The organism is Pseudomonas sp. PDM26 (assembly GCF_019219185.1).
In the GTDB taxonomy this organism is placed as follows: domain Bacteria; phylum Pseudomonadota; class Gammaproteobacteria; order Pseudomonadales; family Pseudomonadaceae; genus Aquipseudomonas.
Window position 1 is genome coordinate 58,252 of sequence record NZ_JAHUWC010000006.1, and the last position, 23,285, is coordinate 81,536.

24 protein-coding genes and 1 pseudogene are annotated in these 23,285 nt (G+C 56.9%); 3 read left to right on the forward strand and 22 right to left on the reverse strand.

The features are described from left to right. Window positions 1–5: 5 nt before the first annotated feature. From KW849_RS13540 to KW849_RS13600, 13 genes are all read right to left on the reverse strand, one after another. Complete coding sequence (locus KW849_RS13540; protein WP_218429848.1) at window positions 6–755, reverse strand: alanine racemase; 750 nt, start codon at window positions 753–755, stop codon at window positions 6–8. Window positions 756–792: 37 nt separating this feature from the next. After that, window positions 793–1,995 carry a CaiB/BaiF CoA-transferase family protein gene (locus KW849_RS13545; protein WP_218429849.1) on the reverse strand — a complete coding sequence of 401 codons (1,203 nt, stop codon included), beginning with the start codon at window positions 1,993–1,995 and terminating at the stop codon, window positions 793–795. Window positions 1,996–2,014: 19 nt separating this feature from the next. Next, the gene (locus KW849_RS13550; RefSeq protein ID WP_218429850.1) at window positions 2,015–3,178 is read right to left on the reverse strand and encodes an acyl-CoA dehydrogenase family protein; all 1,164 of its coding nucleotides are present in this window, start codon (window positions 3,176–3,178) and stop codon (window positions 2,015–2,017) included. A gap of 65 nt (window positions 3,179–3,243) precedes the next feature. Then, window positions 3,244–3,840 (reverse strand): thiamine pyrophosphate-dependent enzyme, encoded by a 597-nt coding sequence (locus KW849_RS13555; protein ID WP_095966577.1) that lies wholly within the window; start codon window positions 3,838–3,840, stop codon window positions 3,244–3,246. Beyond that, window positions 3,828–4,367 carry a thiamine pyrophosphate-binding protein gene (locus tag KW849_RS13560; protein ID WP_007896342.1) on the reverse strand — a complete coding sequence of 180 codons (540 nt, stop codon included), beginning with the start codon at window positions 4,365–4,367 and terminating at the stop codon, window positions 3,828–3,830. Before KW849_RS13560 ends, KW849_RS13555 begins: the two co-directional genes overlap by 13 nt. A gap of 299 nt (window positions 4,368–4,666) precedes the next feature. After that, on the reverse strand, window positions 4,667–5,401 hold the full coding sequence (locus tag KW849_RS13565) for an amino acid ABC transporter ATP-binding protein (RefSeq protein ID WP_095966576.1): 735 nt from the start codon (window positions 5,399–5,401) through the stop codon (window positions 4,667–4,669). Continuing rightward, window positions 5,398–6,069, reverse strand: coding sequence for an amino acid ABC transporter permease (locus KW849_RS13570; RefSeq protein WP_095966575.1), 672 nt, complete (start codon window positions 6,067–6,069; stop codon window positions 5,398–5,400). The genes KW849_RS13565 and KW849_RS13570 overlap by 4 nt, the downstream gene beginning before the upstream one ends. After that, on the reverse strand, window positions 6,069–6,815 hold the full coding sequence (locus KW849_RS13575) for an amino acid ABC transporter permease (RefSeq protein WP_095966574.1): 747 nt from the start codon (window positions 6,813–6,815) through the stop codon (window positions 6,069–6,071). Before KW849_RS13575 ends, KW849_RS13570 begins: the two co-directional genes overlap by 1 nt. Before the next feature lie 86 nt (window positions 6,816–6,901). Then, on the reverse strand, window positions 6,902–7,816 hold the full coding sequence (locus KW849_RS13580; protein WP_095966573.1) for a glutamate/aspartate ABC transporter substrate-binding protein: 915 nt from the start codon (window positions 7,814–7,816) through the stop codon (window positions 6,902–6,904). A 477-nt stretch (window positions 7,817–8,293) separates the two neighbouring features. After that, entirely contained in the window at window positions 8,294–8,956 is a 663-nt protein-coding gene (locus KW849_RS13585; protein ID WP_095966572.1) for an RraA family protein, read from the reverse strand. A gap of 53 nt (window positions 8,957–9,009) precedes the next feature. Then, a complete protein-coding gene (locus tag KW849_RS13590; RefSeq protein ID WP_256357231.1) occupies window positions 9,010–9,897 on the reverse strand; it encodes a transporter substrate-binding domain-containing protein in 888 nt (295 codons plus the stop codon). Window positions 9,898–10,087: 190 nt separating this feature from the next. Beyond that, on the reverse strand, window positions 10,088–10,552 hold the full coding sequence (locus KW849_RS13595) for a RidA family protein (RefSeq protein ID WP_095966570.1): 465 nt from the start codon (window positions 10,550–10,552) through the stop codon (window positions 10,088–10,090). A gap of 65 nt (window positions 10,553–10,617) precedes the next feature. Further along, on the reverse strand, window positions 10,618–11,592 hold the full coding sequence (locus KW849_RS13600) for a threonine/serine dehydratase (protein ID WP_095966569.1): 975 nt from the start codon (window positions 11,590–11,592) through the stop codon (window positions 10,618–10,620). A gap of 267 nt (window positions 11,593–11,859) precedes the next feature. Between KW849_RS13600 and KW849_RS13605 the strand changes: the two genes are divergently transcribed. Further along, window positions 11,860–12,783, forward strand: a complete 924-nt coding sequence (locus tag KW849_RS13605; RefSeq protein WP_095966568.1) for a LysR family transcriptional regulator — start codon at window positions 11,860–11,862, stop codon at window positions 12,781–12,783. Window positions 12,784–12,805: 22 nt separating this feature from the next. Here the strand turns inward: KW849_RS13605 and KW849_RS13610 are convergent. From KW849_RS13610 to KW849_RS13645, 8 genes and pseudogenes are all read right to left on the reverse strand, one after another. Further along, window positions 12,806–12,880 (reverse strand): annotated as a pseudogene (locus tag KW849_RS13610) (RraA family protein); the annotation flags it as partial. Between the two features lie 101 nt (window positions 12,881–12,981). Then, window positions 12,982–14,328 carry an MFS transporter gene (locus KW849_RS13615; protein WP_256357216.1) on the reverse strand — a complete coding sequence of 449 codons (1,347 nt, stop codon included), beginning with the start codon at window positions 14,326–14,328 and terminating at the stop codon, window positions 12,982–12,984. 229 nt (window positions 14,329–14,557) lie between these two features. Then, on the reverse strand, window positions 14,558–15,223 hold the full coding sequence (locus KW849_RS13620; RefSeq protein WP_095966566.1) for an RraA family protein: 666 nt from the start codon (window positions 15,221–15,223) through the stop codon (window positions 14,558–14,560). A 126-nt stretch (window positions 15,224–15,349) separates the two neighbouring features. Beyond that, a complete protein-coding gene (locus tag KW849_RS13625) occupies window positions 15,350–16,246 on the reverse strand; it encodes a LysR family transcriptional regulator (protein WP_218429852.1) in 897 nt (298 codons plus the stop codon). A gap of 111 nt (window positions 16,247–16,357) precedes the next feature. Then, a complete protein-coding gene (locus tag KW849_RS13630) occupies window positions 16,358–17,572 on the reverse strand; it encodes a pyridoxal phosphate-dependent aminotransferase (RefSeq protein ID WP_095966564.1) in 1,215 nt (404 codons plus the stop codon). Next, the gene (locus KW849_RS13635; RefSeq protein ID WP_218429853.1) at window positions 17,569–18,207 is read right to left on the reverse strand and encodes an RraA family protein; all 639 of its coding nucleotides are present in this window, start codon (window positions 18,205–18,207) and stop codon (window positions 17,569–17,571) included. The genes KW849_RS13630 and KW849_RS13635 overlap by 4 nt, the downstream gene beginning before the upstream one ends. Further along, window positions 18,207–18,869 (reverse strand): RraA family protein, encoded by a 663-nt coding sequence (locus KW849_RS13640; RefSeq protein ID WP_095966562.1) that lies wholly within the window; start codon window positions 18,867–18,869, stop codon window positions 18,207–18,209. Before KW849_RS13640 ends, KW849_RS13635 begins: the two co-directional genes overlap by 1 nt. Further along, window positions 18,869–19,534 (reverse strand): RraA family protein, encoded by a 666-nt coding sequence (locus tag KW849_RS13645; protein ID WP_095966561.1) that lies wholly within the window; start codon window positions 19,532–19,534, stop codon window positions 18,869–18,871. The genes KW849_RS13640 and KW849_RS13645 overlap by 1 nt, the downstream gene beginning before the upstream one ends. Before the next feature lie 105 nt (window positions 19,535–19,639). On the opposite strand from KW849_RS13645, the gene KW849_RS13650 reads away from it, so the two are divergent. Together KW849_RS13650 and KW849_RS13655 are read left to right on the forward strand one after the other, a co-directional pair. Continuing rightward, window positions 19,640–20,533: a LysR family transcriptional regulator gene (locus KW849_RS13650; protein ID WP_218429854.1), complete on the forward strand. Its 894-nt coding sequence runs from the start codon at window positions 19,640–19,642 to the stop codon at window positions 20,531–20,533. A 158-nt stretch (window positions 20,534–20,691) separates the two neighbouring features. Further along, window positions 20,692–21,507, forward strand: a complete 816-nt coding sequence (locus KW849_RS13655) for an alpha/beta fold hydrolase (protein WP_218430066.1) — start codon at window positions 20,692–20,694, stop codon at window positions 21,505–21,507. 47 nt (window positions 21,508–21,554) lie between these two features. Here the strand turns inward: KW849_RS13655 and KW849_RS13660 are convergent, their stop codons facing one another. Next, on the reverse strand, window positions 21,555–22,931 hold the full coding sequence (locus KW849_RS13660; RefSeq protein WP_218429855.1) for an MFS family transporter: 1,377 nt from the start codon (window positions 22,929–22,931) through the stop codon (window positions 21,555–21,557). Between the last annotated feature and the right edge of the window lie 354 nt (window positions 22,932–23,285).

The following is a 23,285-nucleotide window of genomic DNA, read 5'->3' on the forward strand; positions in this document are numbered from 1 at the left end:
TTAACTCAAAGCACCTTCGCTTCGTTTTTCAGTTTCTCGACCAGTTCAGCCACCGACTTGACCTTGATACCCGCGCTGCGTGCAGCCGGCGCTTCGACTTTCAAGGTTGTGTTGGTGGAGGCGGTGGAAACGCCCAAAGCGTCCGCAGTCAGCACTTCGAGAGGCTTCTTCTTGGCTTTCATGATGTTTGGCAGAGACGCGTAGCGCGGCTCGTTCAAACGCAGATCGGTGGTGACGATGGCCGGCAGTTTCAGGGAAACTGTCTGCGCGCCGCCGTCGATTTCGCGAGTCACGGCAACGCTGTCGCCGCTGATTTCGACTTTCGAAGCGAACGTGCCCTGACCGTAGCCGCTCAAGGCAGCGAGCATCTGGCCAGTCTGGTTGTTGTCGCTGTCGATGGCTTGTTTGCCAAGGATCACCAGCTGAGGCTGTTCCTTGTCGACAACGGCCTTCAGCAGCTTGGCAACGGCCAGGGAAGTCAGGTCTTCGGCGGACTCGACGAGGATGGCGCGGTCGGCACCCAGAGCCAGCGCGGTGCGCAGTTGCTCTTGAGCGGTGGACGGGCCGACGGAGACGACGACGATTTCAGTCGCAATACCGTTCTCTTTCAGGCGTACGGCTTCTTCCACGGCGATCTCGCAGAACGGGTTCATCGCCATCTTGACGTTGGCAAGATCGACGCCGGAACTGTCCGCTTTCACGCGAATTTTCACGTTGTAATCGACCACGCGTTTCACAGCTACCAGGATCTTCATTGGGCAGTGTTCTCTCGAAAAACTTTGATCGTTGCAGTCAGACGGCACCGGCGGCACGCATTTGTTCAATGCGCTCGGCCCCCAGTCCCAGCTCCTTGAGCAGCTGTTCGGTGTGCTGGCCAAGGCCCGGCACGGCATCCATGCGAGGTTCGAACGCGCTACTACTGCCGGGCGGGACCAGGCTCGGAATGGGGCCGGCAGAGGTTTCGACTGCTCGCCAACGGTCACGGGCCTGAAGCTGCGGGTGGTCCCAGACACCTTGCATGTCGTTCACCCGGGCGTTAGCGATTTGCGCATGGTCCAGGCGATCGATCACCGCATCGAAGTTGAGCGTGGAAAACGCTTCGACGATGAGTTGTCGTAGCGCGTGACGGTTTTCGACCCGCTTGAAGTTGGCCGAAAAACGCGGGTCTTGGGCCAACTCGGGCGCAAGCAGCACCTTCTCGCAAAACAGCTGCCATTCACGCTCGTTCTGCAATCCAAGCATCACGGTGGTGCCGTCACCGACAGGGAAGGGGCCGTAGGGGTAAATGGTGGCGTGCGCAGCACCGGCGCGAGGGGGTGGCGGCGCTCCGTCGTAGGCGTAGTACATCGGGTAGTTCATCCACTCGACCAGACTTTCGAGCATCGAAACATCGAGGTGGCTGCCTTCACCGGTGCGTTCACGCAACAACAGCGCAGACAGGATGCCGGTGTAGGCGTACATGCCGGCCGCGATATCGGCAATTGAACAACCGGCCTTGGCCATTTCTTCCTCGCCCGGGCCGCCGGTGACCGACAGGAATCCGCCTTCACTCTGGATCAGCAGGTCGTAGGCTTTCTTCTTTTCATAGGGGCCACCGGCGCCATAGCCTGAAATGTCGCAGACGATCAGGCGCGGAAAACGCCGGTGCAGCACCTCAAATGACAGCCCCATACGCGCGGCCGCACCGGGCGCCAGGTTCTGCACGAGCACATCGGCGGTGCCCAGCAAACGGTCCAGTACCTCGGCGGCCGAATCTTGCTTCAGGTCCAGGGTCAGGCTTTCTTTCGAACGATTGGTCCAGACAAAGTGCGAGGCCAGACCGTTGACACGTTGATCGTAGCCCCGGGCGAAATCGCCTGTTCCTGGACGTTCGACCTTGATCACCCGGGCGCCGAGATCGGCCAATTGTCGGGTACAGAAGGGCGCTGCAATAGCGTGCTCAAGGCTGACGACGGTCATGCCATCGAGCGGGCGGAGGCCTTTGGGCTGGCTCATGGTGTTATCTCTCTTGTTATTAGAAAGAGCGCGGCAGCTCGAGCAGGTGTTCGGCCACGTAGGACATGATCAGGTTGGTGGAGATGGGCGCGACCTGGTACAGGCGGGTTTCACGGAATTTGCGCTCGACGTCGTACTCGCAGGCGAAGCCAAAACCGCCGTGGGTCTGCAAGCAGGCGTTGGCGGCTTCCCAGGAGGCTTTCGCCGCCAGGTACTTGGCCATGTTGGCGCTGGCCCCGGCGTTGATGCCGCTGTCGTATTCCTCGCAGGCACGCCAGCGCATCAGGTCGGCCGCCTCGATTTCGATGTGCGCTTCGGCAATCGGAAACTGCACACCCTGGTTCTGCCCGATCGGGCGCCCAAACACCACACGGTCGCGGGCATAAGCGCTGGCCTTTTCGATGAACCAGCGACCGTCACCAATGCATTCGGCGGCAATCAGGGTCCGCTCGGCATTCAGGCCGTCGAGGATGTACCTGAAGCCTTTGCCTTCCTCGCCGATCAGGCTGTCGGCAGGGATTTCCAGGTTGTCGAAGAACAACTCGTTGGTTTCGTGGTTGACCATGTTAGCGATCGGCTGCACGGTCATGCCATTGCCGATGGCCTCGCGCAGGTCGACGAGGAAGATCGACATGCCTTCGGATTTTTTCTTTACGTCGGCCAACGGCGTGGTGCGCGCCAGCAGGATCATCAGGTCGGAATGCTGGATCCGCGAGATCCACACCTTCTGACCGTTGATTACGTACTTGTCGCCTTTGCGTACGGCGGTGGTCTTGATCTTGGTGGTGTCGGTGCCAGTGGTGGGCTCGGTCACGCCCATCGATTGCAGGCGTAATTCCCCGTTGGCTAGTTTTGGCAGGTAGTAGCTTTTCTGCGCTTCGCTGCCATGACGCAGCAGAGTGAACATGTTGTACATCTGTCCGTGAACGGTGCCGGAGTTACCGCCACAGCGGTTCACTTCTTCGAGGATCACCGAGGCCTCGGCCAGCCCGAGGCCGGAGCCGCCATATTCGACAGGAATCATCGCGGCCAGCCAGCCAGCGTCGGTCAGGGCCTTGACGAAGGTTTCCGGAAAGCCTTTTTCTTCGTCGACTTTGCGCCAGTAAGCAGCATCGAATTCAGCGCACAGGGCGCGTACGCCTTCGCGGATGGCATTGAGTTCTTCAGCGTTGCGGTCGGTCATTATTATTCTCCTCAGTGCGTCACGCACGGCTTTTGCCCTGCGTGACCGGGTCCGGCATAGAGCAATCAGATCGGGTTGAAGCCCAAGGCAGCGCGAAAGCGATTCTTGATGTAGTGACCATCGCGCGGTGGCAGCACCCGTGGCGGGTTTTCCGCTTTGATCTTGATCGTTGCGAGCTTGACGCCATCGCGGGTTGCAAAGTGCTCGCGCAAGTTGTGTACGCCTTCCATGTCGCGGATTTCATCAGTCCAGCTGAAGCCGCAGGTTTTCGCCACCTGGTCCAGGGAAATGCCAAAACCCGCGTGGCTGACCTGCATGCCGGTTTCGCCAAAGTGACCGTTGTCCAACACTGCGATGGTCAAGTTGGCGGGCTTTTGCAGCGCGACGGTCGCCAGTGCGCCGAAGCCCATGAGCAACTCACCGTCACCCGTGACGACCACCACCGATTTGTCCGGCTGGGCATTGGCCAGGCCCAGGCCCACCGTGATCGCACTGCCCATGGCGGCCCAGAGGTAGTAATTCAGATCATTGTCACCGGCCGCCATGACGTCATAGGATGCCGATCCCAGGCCGGTCACGACCAGCACGTCTTTGCGGTCGGCCAGCAAAGCCTTGACCACTTCACGGCGGCACAGGGTGTGGTTTGCGCTTACTTGACCCATTTCTTTTCTCCAATCAGGCGCTGGCCGAGCAGCAAGGCAGTGGCGGAATCACCGTTGAAGGCCATGGTCGCGGCACCGTGCAGCAACGGGGCGACGTCTTCCGGGACGTCCGCGCGCCAGGTCATCACTTTCATCAGGTTCAGGGAGGCTTCTGTGGCCTGGCCCATGGGGTTCTGCCACGCATTGAATTCGGCCCAGTCACCGCGCATGGTGACCACCATCAACAGCGGAAAACCGGCACAGACTTGAAGGGCCAGGGTGTTGATGCAGTTACCGACACCACTGGATTGCATCAAGAGGGCGCCGCGCTCACCGCCCAACCAGGCGCCGGCGAGGTAGCCGATGCCTTCTTCCTCAGTGGTGAGGACAACGGCCTTGATGTCCGGGTCTGCGTACGACATGCGGATCGCCGCCGAATGGCCTGCATCCGGTACGAAGACCACGTGTTTGACGTCGTGGGCCTTGAGCACGCGGAATACGTCCTCCTGCCAATCCTGTCCCACGGTTTGTTCAGCTTCTGTTGACATGCCTATCTCCCAAGCAGTGCTGCCTTTGTGTTTTCACTCATTCTGGGAGCGCTGGGGGAGAACGACGACTACCGTTTTTGTCTTTGAGATATGCCCATTGAGCATAGGTTGGGGGGATGGGAAGACTGGGCGAGGATGAAGATTACCGACGTTGGCCGGCACGTGCTGATTCACGCGACGCGAATCATGGAAGAGATGGCGTCTATCCGCGGTACGGTGGTCGGCAGGTGATCATCGGCCGCGAACCGGCGCTCAAAACGACGGCCTGCGCCCGACAAGTCGGACGCAGGATCACTCGTTTAATGTTGCAGAATTTTGCCCAAAAACTGCTGCGCTCGTTCGGAGCGGGCGCTGATGTCGCCGAAGAATTGCTCTTTGGGGCAGTCTTCGATGATCTGGCCCTGGTCCATGAAAATCACCCGGTTCGCCACTTTTCGGGCGAAGCCCATTTCGTGGGTCACGCACATCATGGTCATGCCTTCGTGGGCCAGTTGCACCATCACGTCGAGTACTTCGTTGACCATTTCCGGGTCCAGTGCCGAGGTCGGTTCGTCGAACAGCATGACGATCGGGTCCATCGCCAGCGCACGGGCAATCGCCACACGCTGCTGCTGACCGCCGGAGAGTTGGCCGGGGTGCTTGTGGGCATGGGCGGAGAGGCCGACGCGCTCGAGCAGTTGCAGGCCTTTCCTGTTGGCTTCTTCCTTGCTGCGGCCCAGCACCTTGATCTGCGCGATGGTCAGGTTTTCGGTGATGGTCAGGTGCGGGAACAGTTCGAAATGCTGGAACACCATGCCCACGCGCGAACGCAGTTTCGGCAGGTTGGTCTTCGGGTTGGCGATGGACGTGCCATCGACGATCACGTCGCCTTTCTGGAACGGTTCCAAGGCGTTCACGCATTTGATCAGGGTGGATTTGCCGGAACCGGACGGCCCGCACACCACGATCACTTCGCCTTTTTTGACCTCAGCGCTGCAATTCGTAAGCACCTGGAAGTTTCCATACCATTTGTCGACGTTCTTGATAGAAATCATACAGCGAACCTTCTTTGTAGACGCTTGACCACCCGCGAGGCGGCAAAGCTGATAGTGAAATACACCAGGCCCGCAACGATCAGGAATTCATTGGCGCGACCGATGATGTCGCCACTCGAACGAGAGGCGTTGAGGAAGTCCACCAAGCCAACGGTGTAAACCAGCGAGGTGTCCTGAAACAGAATGATGCTTTGTTGAAGCAGCAGTGGGGTCATCTTGCGAAACGCTTGCGGCAGGATGATCAGGCGCATCATCTGGCCGTAAGTCATGCCCAGTGCCTGGGCAGCGCCCATCTGGCCCTTGGGAATCGACTGCACGCCAGCCCGGACGATCTCGCAGAAATACGCTGCTTCGAACATCATGAAGGCCACGACACACGAGGTGAACGCGCCGATCGGCGTGTCTTCGCCAGTGATCCAGCGCAGCGCGAACGGGACCGCCAGGTAAAACCAAGTGATGACCAGCAGCAGTGGGATGGAACGGAAGTAGTCCACGTAGGTGCCGGCAATGCGCGACAACACGTTGCTGTGGGACAGGCGCATCAATGCCAGGATCGTGCCGAGGATGATCCCTCCGACGACGCCCATCGCCATCAGTCGCAAGGTCATGACCATGCCGTTCAACAAGCCGGGAAGGGCAGAAGTGATGTCGCTGAAATCGAATTCCATCATTTACCACCTATGGAAATCAGGCCGGGTACGGCGACTTTCTTCTCGACTTTGCGCATGAGCAGCATCAGGCCCATGTTCAAGGTGAAGTAGATCAGCGTGGCCAGGGTGAAGGCTTCGAACAGGTTGGCGGTGAATTCAGCTGTTTGTTTGGCTTGCGCCAGCAGTTCCATCAGGCCGATCAGCGAAGCCACCGATGAGTTTTTGAACACGGCCAGAAACTCGGTGGTAAGCGGCGGAATGATGATCCGGTAAGCCTGGGGCAGCAGCACGTTCCAGTAGATTTGCGGCAGCTTGAAACCCATGGCGCGGGCCGCGGATTCCTGGCCTTTTGGCAGCGCCTGAATGCCTGTACGGACTTGTTCACAGACACGAGCGGCCGTGAAAAGACCGAGGCATACGACGACGCTCAAGTAGGCCGAGGTGGTCGGGTTCAGGTCCTGCTTGTACCACTCCTGCAGGTGCTCAGGCAGCAGATCAGGTGCCAGGAAATACCAGATAAATAGTTGTACTAAAAGTGGGACATTTCGGAACACCTCCACATACAGGCTGGCAATGCCCGACACGATACGATTTGGCACGGTTCGCATGACACCGAGCACTGAGCCCAACAGCAACGCTATCATCCAGGCTACTACTGCAATCGCAATGGTCCAGCCCAGACCTGAAATAAACCAATTGAAATAAGTTTCATGTCCCACTCCAGTGGATTTTAAGAATACGCCCCAATCCCAGTTGTAATTCATAGAAAACACCTTCCAAACATATATTTTTGTGCATGCAACATGCCTCATGTCCACGTTTGGCGGACATGAGCAGATCAATGAGGTAGTTAAAGAGTTGCGGCAGGTGCAGGCTTGTCGACAGGGTTGGCAATGAGCTCTTTGAGTTCAAGACTCATGGGGAAGTTAAGGTTCAGGCCTTTCGGGGGGATGGGCTGATTAAACCATTTATCATAAATAGCGTTGATGTCACCCGAGGAGAAGATGGCTTTAATCGTGTCATCCACCACTTTTTTGAAAGGTTCGTCCCCCTTGCGCATCATACAGCCGTACATGTCCTGTGATTGCGCGGTGCCTGTGACTGCCCATTCACCGGGATTCCTGGCTTTGGCTCTTTCACCTGCCAACAGGGCATCGTCCTGCATGAATGCAGCGGCACGACCGGTCTCCAACATTTGGAATGACTCGCCGATGTCTTTCCCCGAGATGATGTTCATACCCATCTGCTTCTCAGCGTTCATCGCCCTAAGCAGGCGCTCGGATGTACCCCCGGCGGTGGTGACCACGTTCTTGCCTTTCAGGTTGTCAAAGTCTTGGTAGACGGAGTCTTTCTTGGACAACAGACGAGTGCTTACTTCAAATATGCCTACTGAGAAGTCAACCTGTTGTGCGCGTTCTGCATTGTTTGTCGTCGAACCACACTCCAGGTCTACGGTGCCATTCTGAACCAGGGGGATGCGGTTCTGGGCGGTAATCAGGTTGTACTTCACTTTCAGGTTGGGAATGCCTAACTCTTTCTTGATGGACTCGATAATTTTAAGTTGGATGTCTTGGGAATAGCCGATCGGCATCCCGGAGGCGTCCGCGATGTAGGAAAAGGGGATCGATGAGTCGCGGTGGCCGACCGTAATGGTGCCCGACTCTTTGATTTTTTTAAGCGTGCCGGTGAGTTCAGCCGCCATTAATGATGGGCTGATGATGGCTGCTGCAATCGCGGCGCTCAACAGTTTAGTGAACATACGCATCAGGAAATCCTCAAATTAACTTAACGGGTTCTTCTAGACCCATGCGCCAGCTAATACGGCAATTGGACACGCCGAGTTTGCCAGCATCGATTCTACTTAATTTTTGGCAGGCTTTAATGATGTGAGTGAAATGCTATTTTTTTGGCGCGAGGCTTATAGGAGAGTGCCCAGTATTGTTGGCAATACTTATCTGACTCTGGTTTTACTTTGGTGGCCAGCGTGGTGTCTTTTTTTAGCAATAGAAGGTGTTTGCTGGTAGCTGTGATCATTGCCGTATCCTGTTGTTGTTATTTTGACATATGACGGATTCAAACTACCATTGCCACGCAGCGCGTGGTATGGCTCGTGATGAATAGCAGCTATGCCAAGGCGCTCTAGCTGGCGCATTGAAGGTAAATGCCAGAGATACACGTCAAGTATAACTTTATTGTATCGAGGGGCCGATGGTGACTGCCTCCTGTTACCGACCTTTCGTGTTTAAGCAAGATTGGCCTTGATCAAGACACTTTCAATCCACGACTGGTTGAATGCCCCCGTTGCGATTTCTGCCTTTACGCGATCCTCGGCGGCTTGATGCGTGCGGGCCATGGCAAGCAGGTGGTCTGCGGCCGACGCGGGAAAGCCGACAATTCCATCCTCATCGCCGACGATGATGTCTCCCGGGTTTACGATCATCCCGCCAATGGATACCGGAACGTTGACTGCCCCTGGACCCGTTTTATAGGGACCACAATGCACCACATCACGGGCATAACACGGGGTGTCTTCAAAGCTTGCGACATCGCGAATTGCACCGTTTACGACAAAACCTACACAGCCCCGCTGTAAAGCGTAGAGTTTGATGAGTTCGCCAATCACGGCGTTGGTGGTGTCACCCTGAGCATCCACAACAAGCACGTGGCCAGGCTCGAGCAACGTCAATGCCTTGTAGATGTAGAGATTGTCACCTGGGCGGGTCTTAACAGTCAGCGCGCTCCCGACCATTTTTCCCGTTTTATTGTAGCGATTAAGACCTCGAACCCCAATGTAACGCCCCATGTTATCGCTGATATGTGGGGTTACCACCGAGCGAAATGCAGTGTGGATGTCGCGAGTCTCTGGAGTGATCGCCTGAACAGTATTAATGCTTGAAGAATTCATGTTGACTCCTGAATAGCTGTTTTAGTCGTTACCTGAATCTCTGCAACGGAGACTTACGGCATTGTTGCAGGCGCGGGCTGATCTGTAGGGTTGGCATAAAGTTCCTTGACCTCATTGGGCATCGGATAATCCAGGCTCAAGCCTTTAGGCGGTATGGGGTGCTGAAACCATTTGCTGTAGATGTCGTTGATTTCACCTGATGCATAAAGAGCCTTGATAGCACCGTCCACTGCTTGCTTGAACGCATCGTCACCCTTGCGCAACATACATCCGTAGATCTCACGAGATTGCGCAACACCGGATATAGCCCATCGATCGGGATTCCTTGATTTTGCGCGTTCACCCGCCAGCAGCGCGTCGTCCTGCAGCCAAGCAACTGCACGGCCAGTTTCCAACAGTTGGAATGATTCGCCGTGGTCCTTGGCTGAGATAATGTTCATGCCTAACTGTTTTTCAACATTCATTGAGCGCAGCAGTCGCTCAGCGGTTGTACCCGCAGTGGTTACTACATTGCGTCCTTTAAGGTCATCAATATCTTTATAAGAAGATTGCTTGGCTGTCAGTAGTCGGGTGCTGATTTCAAATATGCCAACAGAAAAGCTGACCTGCTGCTGACGTTCGGCATTGTTTGTCGTTGAACCACATTCAATGTCGACGGTGCCATTTTGAATCAACGGTATTCGGGTTTGTGAAGTGACAAGGTTGTACTGTATTTTCAAGTTGGGTAAGCCGAGGTCTTTCTTCAATACTTCGACAACTTTGGATTGAATGTCCTGGGAGTAGCCAACCGGTATGCCAGAGGCGTCGGCGAGGTAGGAAAAAGGAATCGCCGCATCACGGTAGGCTAGTGTGATCGTGCCTGATTCTTTCACTTTTTGTAGTGTGCCGGATAGCTCTGCACTCATCCCTTCGTGGGACAGAAATGCAACAGACAAAGCCATCAATTTGGCAACATTGCGAGTACGCATAAAACCTCCAGAAATGAAGCCCGAGCCAAGATGAGCTCAATGGCAACTGCATGATTTTCTATTTGTTGTACATCAACGGCAGATTTCTAGAACTGCAGGGTGTTTTTATTATGTCAGCCAGCTTTCATAGCCGGATCGTATTGAGATGCTTCGTCCGCTGTGATCAGTCGATCGCAAAGATAGCTTCAACTTCTACAGGCGCCCCTCGCGGGATGGCCGCAACGCCTACAGCTGCCCGGGCATGGCCGCCGCGCTCTTGGCCGAAAAGCTCTACAAAAAGAGTTGAGGCCCCATCTATCACCTTCGCTTGCTGCTCGAAGCTAGGAAGGCACTTAACATAACCATTAACCTTCAAAACACGTATGCGGTCGAGTTGGCCATCGCTCGCTTCATTGGCAATGGAAAGAAGATTTAGTGCGCAGACTCGCGCCGCGGCCTGGGCCGTCTCGATATCAATTTCCGTTCCCACGGTTCCTTTGTATAGCAAGACGTCGTCTTGCAGGCATACTTGACCCGCGGTATAGATCAGGTTCCCAAAACGGGTGTACAACTGGTAGTTGCCGCCCCGCGTATTGAACTTAGGCAACTCCAAACCCAATGCAGTCAGTTTTTCCAGAACACTATTCATGATCAAAGTCTCCAATGGTTTTCTTCACGCCTCTGGCGATGCCAAACGCTTCAAAAATGAATGAATCAGTGAGTCCAGGCTTGTAGGAATACTTCTGGGTCAACGTTCCCGCCAGAGCAAACCACCACGACAGTTTTGCCCTCATAGCGCTGCTTCTCTCGTATCAGCGTTCCGAGGGCGGCTGCACCGCCCGGCTCAAGGACGAGCTTGAGGTACTGAAATGCTGCACGCATGCCTTGGAAGGCATCTTCCAGATAGGCGACTTCAGTACGCGGTTGAACAGGTTTCAATACTTCGAAGGGGAGTGCACCGACAGCGGGACCGGCAATCCCGTCGAGCAGCGTTTTTGGCAACAGCTGGAGTTTCACCGGTTCCCCCTTTTGCAGGGCTGTTTGCCATTTCGTATAGCCTTCTGCCTCGACAAGAACGCTCTCGAAATGACCACACTTGGCGCGCATTGCGGTCAATGTTCCGGATGCCAAGCCGCCGCCGCTGCAACCCAACCACACAGAGTCGGGAGTTGCCCCCACTTCAGCCAACTGCTCAGCGATTTCGAGACCGATGGTGCCTTGGCCCGCCATGATGAGGGGGTCATCGAAAGGCGAGACGAAGGTCAGGCCGCGGCTTTCAATCAGCCGCTGGGTAACGTCCTCACGGTCCTCGACGTCTTTGTTGTAAAGGACAACCTCTGCTCCCCACCAGCGGCAGTTGTCCTGCTTGATTTTTGGCGCGTGCTCGGGCATCACGACTACTGACGGGCAGCCCCACTGGTGAGCGGCCGCAGCCACTGCTTGGCCATGGTTGCCCGCCGAATAAGTGATAACTCCCTTGTTTCTGTCACTGGGTGCCAGTTCGGCCAATTTGAACATGGCACCGCGAAACTTGAACGCCCCGGTCTTTTGCAGGCATTCAGCCTTCACGTAAACATCCGCGCCGACGATATCATTCAGCATCGCAGAGCTCAGAAGTGGGGTGCGCACTACTTGTCCTTGAAGTCGGCGTTGTGCCTTCAGAATCAGGTCCAAATCAAACTTTTGCACGGCGAAGTTCCTTGTGGTGAGTAACTGGGGTGACTGCCGGGGGCATGCTCACGAGCTCTTGCTCTGCAGGCTGTGAAACCCTGTGTTGACGATGGGCCCAAGTATTTACGGCCATGATCCACAGGTACATTACGAATATGCTAACGTCCCGATACGCCAGTCGTATCGGGAGTGCCTGCGCAACGTTGGGGCATGGTCGCCTGGCTTTCCAACCCGCCGAACGCGCTACCGCTCATACCCGCTTTGCGAGTCTGATTCAGGATTTCTATGATCAACTTTCGACTTATCCGGCATCTCTGGCTGTTCCTTGCAGTCGCCGAAGAGCAGCATTTTGGTCGTGCAGCCAAAAGGCTGGGCATGTCACAGCCACCTTTGACTGAACAGATCAAGGTTCTGGAAACTTCCCTACGGGTAAAGCTGTTTGAGCGCACCAGCAAGGGCGCGATCCTCACCCCAACGGGTATGGCGATCATGCCGGCAGTACGAAAATTTGCAGAGCAGTTGGAGCGCCTGGAGCTTGCAGTACATGAAGCCGTTGCAGGGCAAACGGGAGTCCTGACGATAGGCGCTATCAACGCAGCCTTGCTTGAGGTGCTCCCTGATCTCATCGAGCAGCTCAAGGAGAGGTTCCCGAATATTTCAGTATTTATTCGGGAAATAGATAGCGGGGAGGCCATCCCGTCACTGGAGTCTGGCGACATCGATGTGGCTTTCGCACGAATTGAAGGCGGCTACTATGAGCCCATCCGCTCGATTGCTCTTGTCCAAGACCAGCTTGCGGTAGCGCTTTCCAGAAATCATCCACTAGCTAATGAAGCGTCTGTGGATCTGCGAGACTTGGCGGGAGAGGTACAGATCATGTTCGCCCGCAGCGGCAGTCCTGTTTTTTTTGACTATATCGTTAGCTGCTGTCAGCAATGCGGTTTCCGCCCAAAAATCATGCATGAGGTCCGCTCGATCGGCTCGCAGATAGCCTTTGTAAGTTGCGGTCAAGGTATTGCACTGGTGCCGTATGCGCTCGAAAAGCTGGCGCCCAAAAACGTCGTGATTCGACCCCTGCAGCAAAAATTTCGGCTGGTAACCAGTGCTTTGGCCTGGAATGCAGCCCGCAGTAATCCTTTGGTCGACGCGCTTGTCGATATCGTGCGCGAACAGTTCCCTGCTCCCATCGAATCAACTGTGCATTTGTGAACAATGCCTGGGAGCCAAAGGCTCCCAGGCATTGTTCAGGCAGACCCAGTTTGTCTAAGGCGTCGGACACGCCCGGTATATCCAGGCCTTCAAACAGGGCTGTCTTGGGGGGACATGTCTAAACACCTCGTAGCGATGACAGAATCGTTCAGACAGAAGCCGCTCAAACGAGCGGCGCGGCTTTATTCAGGGTGCGGTTCAATCAACGTTGCTCGATCTCTCCCGTGGCTCTGAAATGGTCAGTAAGAGGATGAAACTCATAAATGATCCCACCGCTAGCCAGGCAAACACGTAGTTCCAGCCATAGTTGTCCAGCAACAGCCCGGTGATGAAGGGTGTGGCCGCCGCGCCCAACTGACCGACCATGTTCACGACGGCGTTGGAGATAGGGAACGTTTTTTTGGTAGTCAGCCCCATCGGATAAACCATGTAGGAAGAGAACCCCAGGCTGAGAACGGCACCGGTCAACAACAGCAGCAAGCCGTAGGGAATCGGTTCGGCGGGCGAATTGATCAGCAGGTACATCATCAGTGAAGTGCCGAGTGCTGACAGCAGCATGCCGGGCTTGCGTCGCCCGCCCATCAGTCGATCCGAGCAGAAACCACCCAGCAGGTTGCCGAGCACGGCGCCCACCCATGGCGCAGCCGACACCAGGCCCATGTTCATGATCGAGAACTGTTTGACGGTCATCAGGTAGGTCGGAATCCACGCCAGCAGTACGCTCGACACGCCCAGTTGGAAGCAATAACTGGTGGCACATCCCCAGATATTCCAGGACTTGAACACCTGCCGATTGGTCTCGAGGGGCGTTTCGTGGCGGGCACGTATGACTCGATCGAGTTTGCTCACCCAGGCTGGAGTCTTTTTGGGGCGGGTTTGCTGAGTCGCTTTAGTACTGCCGCTTTCCTCGATGATGTAGCTGAGCTCGGCCGCGTTGACGAACCGGCTTCGGGAGGGATGGTCGGTGACCATGAAATACCAGACGACTGCCAGTGCGATGCCGGGCACGGCAAAGAAGTAGAAGATCTCTCGCCAGCCCCATACCGAAATGATCACGGCACAGAGTGGTGGCACGATCACCGGCCCGAACTTGACCGCAGACAGAAAGATCCCTGACGCAGTGCCTTTTTCCCGCGCTGGAAACCAGTTGTTGATGGTCGTGGTCATGCTGATCGGCAGCGGCCCTTCAGCGAGGCCAAGACCCAGGCGATACAGCTTTAATGCCAACAGTGAGCCGGCGGTTCCTACCAGGCCGGTCAGCAATGAGGTCAGCACCATGGCGCCCGGCAGGATCTTGCTGACACCGAAACGGCCAAAGGCAAAACCGGAAGGGATCTGTGCCAATGCATAGGCCAGCAGAAATAAACTCATCAACCCGCCGGCCTCGGCATTACTCATTTCAAACTCTTTACGAATGAACGGTAGCGCGACACCCAGGTTGGCTCGGTCGGCGGCAGCAATGGTGTAAATTAGAAAAATCAGGGCCGCAACCACCCAACGGTATTTGCTGCGCACGGCTAGTTTTATGACTTCAGGCATAGACATGGGGCGGACCTTGTTTTTGTCGGTGTTGTCCGGCCAAAGTAATAATTATGAAACCGTAAAAAAAGCGACAAATACTCCTGTCAAAAGATCGCTTTTATTGATGAAACTGTGAGGCCTGATTCGCGCTGTATAAAATGTGCGCGCAAAAAAAAACCGGGCTGAAAGCCCGGCAAAAATAGCGCAGTCAATAACGTGCTGAAGGGAATTCAGGATCGCTTCATAGCAGAACTCAGTTTGCCAGACCGGCCTTTTCCAGCACCTTGTCCAGCCATGACTGATCGATGGCGCCAGTGGCGATTTCGGCTTTGACCTGCTGTTCATGCGCGTCATGCTCTCGCGCCTTGACCAACACCTGCTCGGCATGGTCGGGCGAGAAGGCAACCAGCCCATCCTCGTCACCGACAATGATGTCGCCCGGATTGATGATCATCCCGCCGATTGACACCGGGACGTTGATTTCCCCTGGGCCGCTTTTGTAGGGGCCGCAATGCACCACGCTGCGTGCATAGCAAGGCGTGTCTTCAAAACTGGCGACATCGCGGATGGCACCGTCGACGACAAAACCGACACAGCCACGTTGCTGCGCATAGAGCTTGATCAGCTCACCGATGACCGCATTGGTCGCGTCACCCTGGGCGTCGATCACCAGCACATGCCCCGGTTCGATCAGCGTCAGGGCCTTGTAAATGTAGAGGTTGTCGCCGGGGCGCGTCTTCACCGTCAGGGCGGTGCCCACCAGTTTGCCGGTGTGGTTATAGCGCGTCAGCCCCCGGGCACCGATGTGACGCCCGAGGTTGTCGCTGATATGCGGCGTGACGACACTCTGAAAAGCGTCCAGCAGCGAGCGTGGCGCCTGGGGCGGAGAAGGGTAGATGCGTGAACCGGGCAATGACATAGCGACCTCCATGAACGACTGAACCCTTGTGGGCTATGCGTTCATAGTAAGAAAGGTCGCTCGGCACTATTAGCGATATTTATCTATGCAAAAGCATCGCTTTTTTTCTCGTATTCAGCGCCCGTGTTACCACACCATGCGGCTGAAATCACAACAACGTGCTGCCAGACGTGCAACCTCGACACTGAGGCCCTGAAGACGATCGGCGCGGTGCACCGCGATGTAGTGGATGGGAGGCAGCGCGGGCTCGGTTTCGATGACCTGCAGACGGCCCTGGTTCACCAGCGGCGAGAGACACTGGTGTGGCAGGTAGCTGATGCCGACACCGGACAGGGTCAGGCCCAACTGGGCGATCAGGTAGTTGCTTTTGATCGTACGGTTGACCCGGACGTCATTCTGGGCAAACCAGCGTTCATAGATTAACCCGGTGCCGGAGCCACCGCCCTGAGTCAGGACGGTGAACGAGGAGATGGCCTGCATGTCCATGACCTGGTTCCCCTGATGCAGCGAGGGTGCACACATCCAGGCGTTCTCCACTGCACTCAACGGCGTGCTGGCGAAGCGTGCGTCGGCAAAAATGTCGGGAACGATGATCAGGTCCAGCTGATCGTTCTCCAGTTTGGCCACCAGTTCGGTGCTGAGTTCGACCGAGGGCTCCAGTACTACTTTGGGATAAGCACTGCGAATACCCTCTACCAGCGCCGGCAGCCAAGTCATGGCGGTCAGCTCGGTGACACCGATGCGAAAACGCCTGACCAGCACTTCCTTGGAGCTGATGCGTTCAAGCAGGTAATCGCGCTGGCGCAGAATCTCCGTGGCCTGCTCGAACAATTCCGTGCCTTTTTCCGTCAGGCGCGCACTGCGTTTGGAGCGATCAAAAATCGGCATGTCGAAGGCATCTTCCAGCTCCTGAATACGCTTGGAAATGGCTGACTGGGACATGTTCAGTTTCATGGCTGCGGATTCGAAGCTACCCAGTTCCACAATCCAGTAGATGGCTTCCAGTTGCTTGAACGTGATCATGGCTCAGGCTCGATTGAAGAACGTGATCGATTGTTTGCCAGAAGCATCGAGTCAACGCCGCTGATAAACAGCAAAACCCGGCCATGGCCGGGTTGGTTTTTCAGCGGCGGATTAACGCAGGCTGGTACAGAACGAGCGGATGGCCTCGCAGGCTTTGCGCAATGAAGCGTCATCCAGGGCGTAGGCAATGCGAATGTAGGGGCCGAGGCCAAAAGCGCTGCCATGCACCACCGCCACATTCGCTTCGTCGAGCAGTGCATGGGCGACATCTTCGTCAGAGTGCAGCACTCGACCGCCCGCCGAGGTACGACCGATCAGCCCCGCACAGGAAGCGAACGCGTAAAACGCCCCCGCTGGGCTGACGCATTCAAGACCTGGTGTGGCGTTCAAAAGCTCCACCATCAAATCGCGACGCCCTTGGAACGCGGCACGGCTTTCGCGGATGAAGTCCTTGGGCCCTTCCAGCGCGGCGAGTGCGGCCTGTTGCGAAATCGAGCTTGCCCCTGAGGTTTGCTGACCTTGCAGTTTTTCCATGGCCTCCAGCAGCCAGCGTGGTCCTGTGGCAAAACCGATGCGCCAGCCGGTCATGGCGTAGGCCTTGGAAACGCCGTTCATGGTCAGGGTACGCGCCACCAGCCGTGGTTCAACCTGGACCAGGGTATGGAACGCTTGATCGTCGAAGATCAGGTGTTCGTAGATGTCATCGGCAAGGATCAACACGTGAGGGTGAGCCAACAACACCTCAGCCAGTGCGTGCAATTCTTCCCGGCTGTACACCGCGCCCGTCGGGTTGGACGGCGAGTTGAGGATCAACCAGCGGGTCTGCGGGGTGATCGCTGCGGCCAGCGCCGCGGACGTCAGCTTGAAACCGGTAGAGGCATCGCAAGTGACGATTTTGCTTTCACCGCCGCACAGTTGCACCATCTCCGGGTAACTGACCCAGTACGGCGCCGGCACGATGACTTCGTCACCCTCATTGAGGGTCGCGGCCAAGGCGTTGTAGATCACTTGCTTTCCACCGTTACAGACAAGGGTGTCTTGCCAGGTAACGTCCAGGCCGTTCTCACGGCGGAACTTGGCGGCCACCGCTTCTCGCAGTGAACGTACACCGGCGACCTGGGTGTAGCGGGTGTGGCCATGCTCGATGGCGTGAATGGCGGCCTCCCGTACGTGTTTGGGCGTATCAAAATCAGGTTCGCCGGCGCACAGCGAAATGATCTGCGCACCTTGCGCGCGGCGCTCTGCAACGCGGTCCATGATTCGGTAAGTCGCAGACGGCTGTGCGCTGGCCAGGCGCTGATTCAGCCGTTGAATATCGGCGCTCATGCGCGGGTTCTCCACTCAGTCAGGTTCATCAGTTCCAGGGTCGAGCGGCCTTCGGTCAACGCCTGCATCATCTGCGCTTCCTTGCTCGCGCGCGCTTCGCCTTCGGCCAGGGTACGTGCCGCATCCGCCTTGGGAATGATGATCACGCCGTCATCGTCGGCCACCACCCAGTCACCCTGAGCCACCAAAGCACCGTTGAAATTGAATGGTTGCCCCACCGAAGGCGCACTGGCCTTGACCGTACCTTTCACCGAGATGCCGCGAGCAAACACCGGGAACTGGCGTTTCTTCAGCGCAGCGATGTCGCGTACGCCACCATCGATCACCAGTCCGACCACGCCAGCCGCTTCGGCCGCCACGGTCAGCACTTCGCCCCAGTAACCGGCGATGAAGCCACCCGTACCCACGACCAGCACGCTGCCACGGGGAACACGTTCCATCGCCAGGTGCAGGGCGAGGTTGTCGCCGGGCGAGCATTCCAGCGGGTAGGCGGGAGCGCAGATGAAGGCACCATCCCAGATCGGGCGGATCGCACTGTCGACCGCGTAAGGTAGATGGGATGCTTCATACAGCGTCGAACTGCCCAGCAATTTTGCCCGTGCGTGAAAATCCAGAGGGAGCGGGAGCGCGGTCATCAGACTTTCCTCTGCAGGCTGTGGTAACCCAGTGCGGCCCGGGCTTCTTTAAGGGTTTTGCCTTGAGTGATCAGGGCGCGAATGTCGGCTTCGATCGATTCGATCTGACGGGCACACGCCGCCACTTCAGCCGCACGAGCGCGGGGGACAATCACCACGCCGTTGGCGTCGGCGACCACAATGTCGCGGGCACACACTCGGGCGGTACCGATGGACACCGGCTGGTTGACTGACTGAACCTGTACGCGGTCTTTGCCGGTGCGCATGAAACGGCCTTTGCTGAAGATCGGGTAGCCATCGCCCAGTGCTTTGTTCACGTCACGGCAAACACCGTCGATGACCGTGGCAGCAATCTGCCGAGTACCGGCGTACTGGGTCATGATGTCACCCCAGACGGTGCAGTCGGTGCGGCCGCCGTTGTCGATCACCACCACATCGCCAGGCGCCACGTCTTCGATGAAATCGCCCACGGTGCCCGGAGGTACGCTGGCCGAGACGTATTGCACGGTAAACGCCGGACCGACGATGACCTTGCTGTAATTGTCCAACGGTGCCACGCCGAGGCATTGACCGGGCAGGCCGAGTTTGTCCATTGCGTCAGACACGCCCGGGGTGTCCAGGCCTTCAAACAAGGCGACCAGTTCTTTGTCTTCGATATTCATCAGGCGTGCTCCACGTGGATCGCTTCAAATTGGGTGTCATGCATCACTTCGGCGACCGAGCGACCGCTGCGGACAGCCTCGACCATGCCGTCCTGGCGGCGGGCGATGCGCTCACCAAGGTCGACCACTTTCTCGATATAGGCGGTGGGCACGAACACGGTGCCGCAGGTATCGGCGATGACATAATCGTTCTCGCTGACATCGACGCCGGCCACTTTGACGGTCACGGCAGCGTCGATCTGCACCACCCGATTGCGTGCGCTGATCATGGTCACGCCGCGGCCATAAACCGGGTACCCAATTGACTCACTGCCATCGATGTCGCGGCTGAAGCCGTCGATTACCGTGCCGCGCACTTTCTTGCTGGCTGCTGCATTGGCGAGGATGTCGCCCCAGCAGGAGATGCCTTCGATGCCGCCGGCGATCACCAGCACACGATCGTCACTGTCGATCTGTTCCACCACTGGGGTAATCAGGTGCACAGTGGGGACGTTGTCGGATTTAGGAGCCAGCAACACGGTACTGGCGCGACCGACAATCTTTGGGCAGTTCCACAACGGGCGGAGCCCAACGGTGGCACCCGGCAGGCCGAGGAAGTCGAGCGCATCGGAAACCGTATTGGTATCCAGCGCTGCCAAGCGATCCAGCAAACTTTTATGGGTCATGGGGAAGCCTCTGTGGTGACGGAGGCGCCCAGTGTCGGCGAGGTAATTTGATAGGTATATTACGAATCACAGAAGCATTAGATACGCTAAACCTATGGATTAATCATGATCAATTTTCGTCTGATTCGTCATCTCTGGTTGTTCCTGGCGGTGGCCGAAGAACAGAATTTCGGCCGCGCGGCCAAGCGTTTGGGCATGTCCCAGCCACCGCTGAGCGAGCAGATCCAGGTGCTGGAGCAAGCGCTCAAGGTCAAGCTGTTTGATCGCTCACGACGCGGTGCGAAGCTGACTCCGGTGGGGGCGGCGATTCTGCCGGCGGTGCGCAAGTTCGCTGACCAACTGGAACGCCTGGAACTCGCCGTGGAGGAGGCGGTGGCGGGGCAGTCGGGGATGTTGACCATTGGCGCAATTTCCACGGCCATGTTTGATGTCTTGCCGGGTTTGATCGAGCAATTGAAAAGTGATTACCCGCACCTCACTGTGTCTGTGCGGGAGATTGACAGCGTCGAAGCCGTGCCGGCGCTGGAAGCAGGGGACATCGATCTGGCCTTCGCCCGGCTGGACGGCGATTTGGGGGCCTCGATCAAATCACTGCCGCTGACTCAGGACCGCCTGGTTGTAGCCCTGCCCAGCGATCACCCTTTGGCTGCGCGCACGCGAATCAGCCTGTCCAGCCTGGCCACTGAACCCTTGGTGATGTTTTCCCGAAAGGTCAGTCCGGTCTACTTTGACAATCTGATCGCAACCTGCCGCGCCAGCGGTTTTTCCCCGCGCGTGCTGCATGAAGTGCGCTCGGTCGCCTCGCAAATTGCCTTTGTCAGCTGCGGCCAGGGCATCGCGCTGGTACCGGCGTCGCTGAAAAAACTGGCGCCCGACAACGTGGTGTTTCGAGCGCTGAGCCAGAAGCTCAATGTCGTGACCACAGCGGTGGCCTGGAATGCAGAGCGGTCCAACCCGCTGGTGGAGGAGCTGGTCACCCTGCTCCAATCCCGGGCGTGAGTTGACCAAGGCCCTTGCGTGAATACGAGTGATAGGTTTGGCGTATGTAAGCCTTCCCGTATTAGGAATTTACAGAAGGCTCGATTCCCTTGAAATTGGGAATCTGGCTGCCGGCGACCCAGGTTCGGCCCAACCTTTTCGCTCAAGGAGTCAACAAGTTGCCCTCACCAGAAACGTTCACTCACGTGCAACTCCCCCTGACGGTGGAGGGTGTCCAACTGAACGTGGCCGCCCTCCATCGCGACGGCGTCCTGGCGCCGATCGTGTTCCTGCATGGTTTTGGTTCGACCAAAGAAGACTATGCCGACATCGTGCAGCGGCCCGCATTCGCAGGTCACCCTTTCGTGGCATACGACGCACCGGGTTGCGGCGAAAGCCAGTGCAGTGACCTGTCCAGGATATCGATTCCCTTTCTGCTGCAGACGGCGCTGCAGGTGCTCGAGCATTTTGGCATCGAACGCTTCCATCTGGTCGGCCATTCCATGGGGGGGCTGACCGCGCTGATGCTGGCCTTTCAGTTCCCGGGTCGGGTGCTCAGCTTCGTCGATATCGAGGGCAATATCGCCCCGGAAGACTGCTTCCTCAGCCGGCAGATCGTCGACTATCCGAGCAACGATCCCGAGGCGTTTTTTGCGGCCTTCATTGAGCGTGCCCGGCACGCCCCGGCCTATGCCAGTGCGCTTTATTCCGCGAGCTTGCGGCAAAAGGTGCGTGCTGGTGCGGTGCGAGGGATTTTCCAGTCGATGGTCGATCTCTCCGATAACGCCGATCTGATGGGCAAATTCCTCGGGTTGAATTGCCCAAGGATGTTCATGTACGGCGAACAGAACGCTTCATTGTCCTATCTCTCGCATATCCAGGCCGAGGGTGTGCGGTTGGCGCAAATTCCTGATTGCGGGCATTTCCCGATGTACTCCAACCCGATTGTGATGTGGCAGCAAATTGCCGATTTTCAGAAAAGTACTGCGCAATGATGCCAAAAGGGCCCGACGGGCCCTTCTTAATCGTGCCGCTGTAATGGTCAGACTCTGGCAGTGCTCGGTTTTGAACAACCCTTGAGCCCCGTGCGCTCCTCGATTTCACCGGAGCCGCTGATGTACCCGTAGCGAGACAGGTTCGGCATCAACATCGCAGCGATGAAGGTGATGGTCACTACCGCCGCGACATAGAAGAAAAAATACGCCTCGACACCCTGTGATCGGAGTGACAGGGCCACGTATTCGGCAGTGCCACCGAATGCGGCGTTGCCGACGGCGTACGGAAAGCCTACGCCCAGCGCACGCACCGCAGGCGGGAACAGTTCAGCTTTGACGATCCCGGCAATCGGTGTGTAGAGCGACGCAATGACCAGACCGCCGAACACCAGCAGGAGCGCTGTAAACGGGCTGCTAACTGACTGCAGCGAATAGAGCAGGGGGATCACCAGCAGCATGGCCAATCCGGAAAACATCAGCATGTGTGCCTTGATCCCGATACGGTCGGCGAGCAAACCAAAGAGCGGTTGGCAGAACATGAAGCCGACCAGGGCCGCGGTCATGATGAAGCTGACCGTTTCCGGGCTGAAACCGGCGGAGATCACCAGGAACTTCTGCATGTAGGTGGTGAAGGTATAGAAATACAGCGAACCGCCGATGGTGAACGCCACCACGAGGGCGACTGCACGTTTGTGTTTGAGCATACCGCGCAATGAGCCGGCGTCTTTGCGGTTCATGTCTTTCTTGGTGGCGGTTTCATGCATGGCGCGGCGCAGATACACCACCACGATCGAGCTCAGCGCGCCGATGAAGAACGGGATCCTCCAGCCCCATTCGCGCAACTCTTCGCCGGTCAGGGTTTGCTGGAGAATGACTACGGTCATCAAGGCCAGCAACTGACCGGCAATGATGGTGAAATACTGAAACGAGCCATAGAAACAGCGCCGGCCCGGTGTCGCTATTTCGCTGATGTAGGTGGCGCCAGTGCCGTATTCCGCACCGACCGACAGGCCCTGGATCAGCCTGGCCACCACGAGCAGGATCGGCGCCGCGACCCCTATGGTTGCGTAGGTCGGCATGACGGCGATCAGCAGCGAGCCGGCGCACATCATGAACACCGAGATAATCATTGAGACCTTGCGGCCGCGAGTGTCAGCGATCCAGCCAAAAATCCAGCCACCGAGCGGGCGCATGAAAAAGCCGACGGCGAAGACGCCGGCGGTTGCGAGCAACTGACTGGTGGTGTCGCCTTTGGGGAAAAACGAAGCCGCAAAGTAGATGGCGGTATAGGCGTAAATGAAAAAGTCGTACCACTCCACCAGATTGCCCGAGCAGGCACCCATGATGGCTCTGACGCGATTCGGACTTTTCACCGGATCAGTCTTGGCAGTGTGGATGGTTGAGTCGCTGGTTGATGCGGACATGTTGTTCACCCTTTTTTCAAGGCGAGACGATACGAGGCGCACGCTGATGCGTGTCCGACGTTGCTAGCTCGATGGGTTGATGTGCTTAACGCAGTTGTTGTGAGCCTTTGACGACCAAGGCACATGAAGAGGAGGGATGTATACGAGAGGTCAGCAGTTCGCTGACTGTGTAAGACGGGTCGGTCAGGTAGCGAGAAAGGTTGTAAATCATGGCACAAGCCCTCGAATCTTATTCTTGTAGTGAGTCGAGCGCTCTTTGGCGCCGACGTTGATTGCACGCTACCGCAGAGTCAGGTGGGTAATAAGCCGTCAGGCAGGCCTAACTGATATACCTAAATTCTATAGCTTGGCATG

Coding starts and splice junctions, on each gene's coding strand:
- KW849_RS13575 (WP_095966574.1), bottom strand. CDS start 6,815: ATGAATTACAACTGGGATTGGGGCGTATTCTTAAAATCCACTGGAGTG.
- KW849_RS13630 (WP_095966564.1), bottom strand. CDS start 17,572: ATGAGCGCCGATATTCAACGGCTGAATCAGCGCCTGGCCAGCGCACAG.
- KW849_RS13625 (WP_218429852.1), bottom strand. CDS start 16,246: ATGATCACGTTCAAGCAACTGGAAGCCATCTACTGGATTGTGGAACTG.
- KW849_RS13605 (WP_095966568.1), top strand. CDS start 11,860: ATGATCAACTTTCGACTTATCCGGCATCTCTGGCTGTTCCTTGCAGTC.
- KW849_RS13620 (WP_095966566.1), bottom strand. CDS start 15,223: ATGTCATTGCCCGGTTCACGCATCTACCCTTCTCCGCCCCAGGCGCCA.
- KW849_RS13540 (WP_218429848.1), bottom strand. CDS start 755: ATGAAGATCCTGGTAGCTGTGAAACGCGTGGTCGATTACAACGTGAAA.
- KW849_RS13545 (WP_218429849.1), bottom strand. CDS start 1,995: ATGAGCCAGCCCAAAGGCCTCCGCCCGCTCGATGGCATGACCGTCGTC.
- KW849_RS13590 (WP_256357231.1), bottom strand. CDS start 9,897: ATGGCTTTGTCTGTTGCATTTCTGTCCCACGAAGGGATGAGTGCAGAG.
- KW849_RS13555 (WP_095966577.1), bottom strand. CDS start 3,840: ATGGGTCAAGTAAGCGCAAACCACACCCTGTGCCGCCGTGAAGTGGTC.
- KW849_RS13615 (WP_256357216.1), bottom strand. CDS start 14,328: ATGTCTATGCCTGAAGTCATAAAACTAGCCGTGCGCAGCAAATACCGT.
- KW849_RS13570 (WP_095966575.1), bottom strand. CDS start 6,069: ATGGAATTCGATTTCAGCGACATCACTTCTGCCCTTCCCGGCTTGTTG.
- KW849_RS13640 (WP_095966562.1), bottom strand. CDS start 18,869: ATGAATATCGAAGACAAAGAACTGGTCGCCTTGTTTGAAGGCCTGGAC.
- KW849_RS13560 (WP_007896342.1), bottom strand. CDS start 4,367: ATGTCAACAGAAGCTGAACAAACCGTGGGACAGGATTGGCAGGAGGAC.
- KW849_RS13635 (WP_218429853.1), bottom strand. CDS start 18,207: ATGACCGCGCTCCCGCTCCCTCTGGATTTTCACGCACGGGCAAAATTG.
- KW849_RS13550 (WP_218429850.1), bottom strand. CDS start 3,178: ATGACCGACCGCAACGCTGAAGAACTCAATGCCATCCGCGAAGGCGTA.
- KW849_RS13650 (WP_218429854.1), top strand. CDS start 19,640: ATGATCAATTTTCGTCTGATTCGTCATCTCTGGTTGTTCCTGGCGGTG.
- KW849_RS13595 (WP_095966570.1), bottom strand. CDS start 10,552: ATGAATAGTGTTCTGGAAAAACTGACTGCATTGGGTTTGGAGTTGCCT.
- KW849_RS13580 (WP_095966573.1), bottom strand. CDS start 7,816: ATGCGTATGTTCACTAAACTGTTGAGCGCCGCGATTGCAGCAGCCATC.
- KW849_RS13565 (WP_095966576.1), bottom strand. CDS start 5,401: ATGATTTCTATCAAGAACGTCGACAAATGGTATGGAAACTTCCAGGTG.
- KW849_RS13660 (WP_218429855.1), bottom strand. CDS start 22,931: ATGTCCGCATCAACCAGCGACTCAACCATCCACACTGCCAAGACTGAT.
- KW849_RS13585 (WP_095966572.1), bottom strand. CDS start 8,956: ATGAATTCTTCAAGCATTAATACTGTTCAGGCGATCACTCCAGAGACT.
- KW849_RS13645 (WP_095966561.1), bottom strand. CDS start 19,534: ATGACCCATAAAAGTTTGCTGGATCGCTTGGCAGCGCTGGATACCAAT.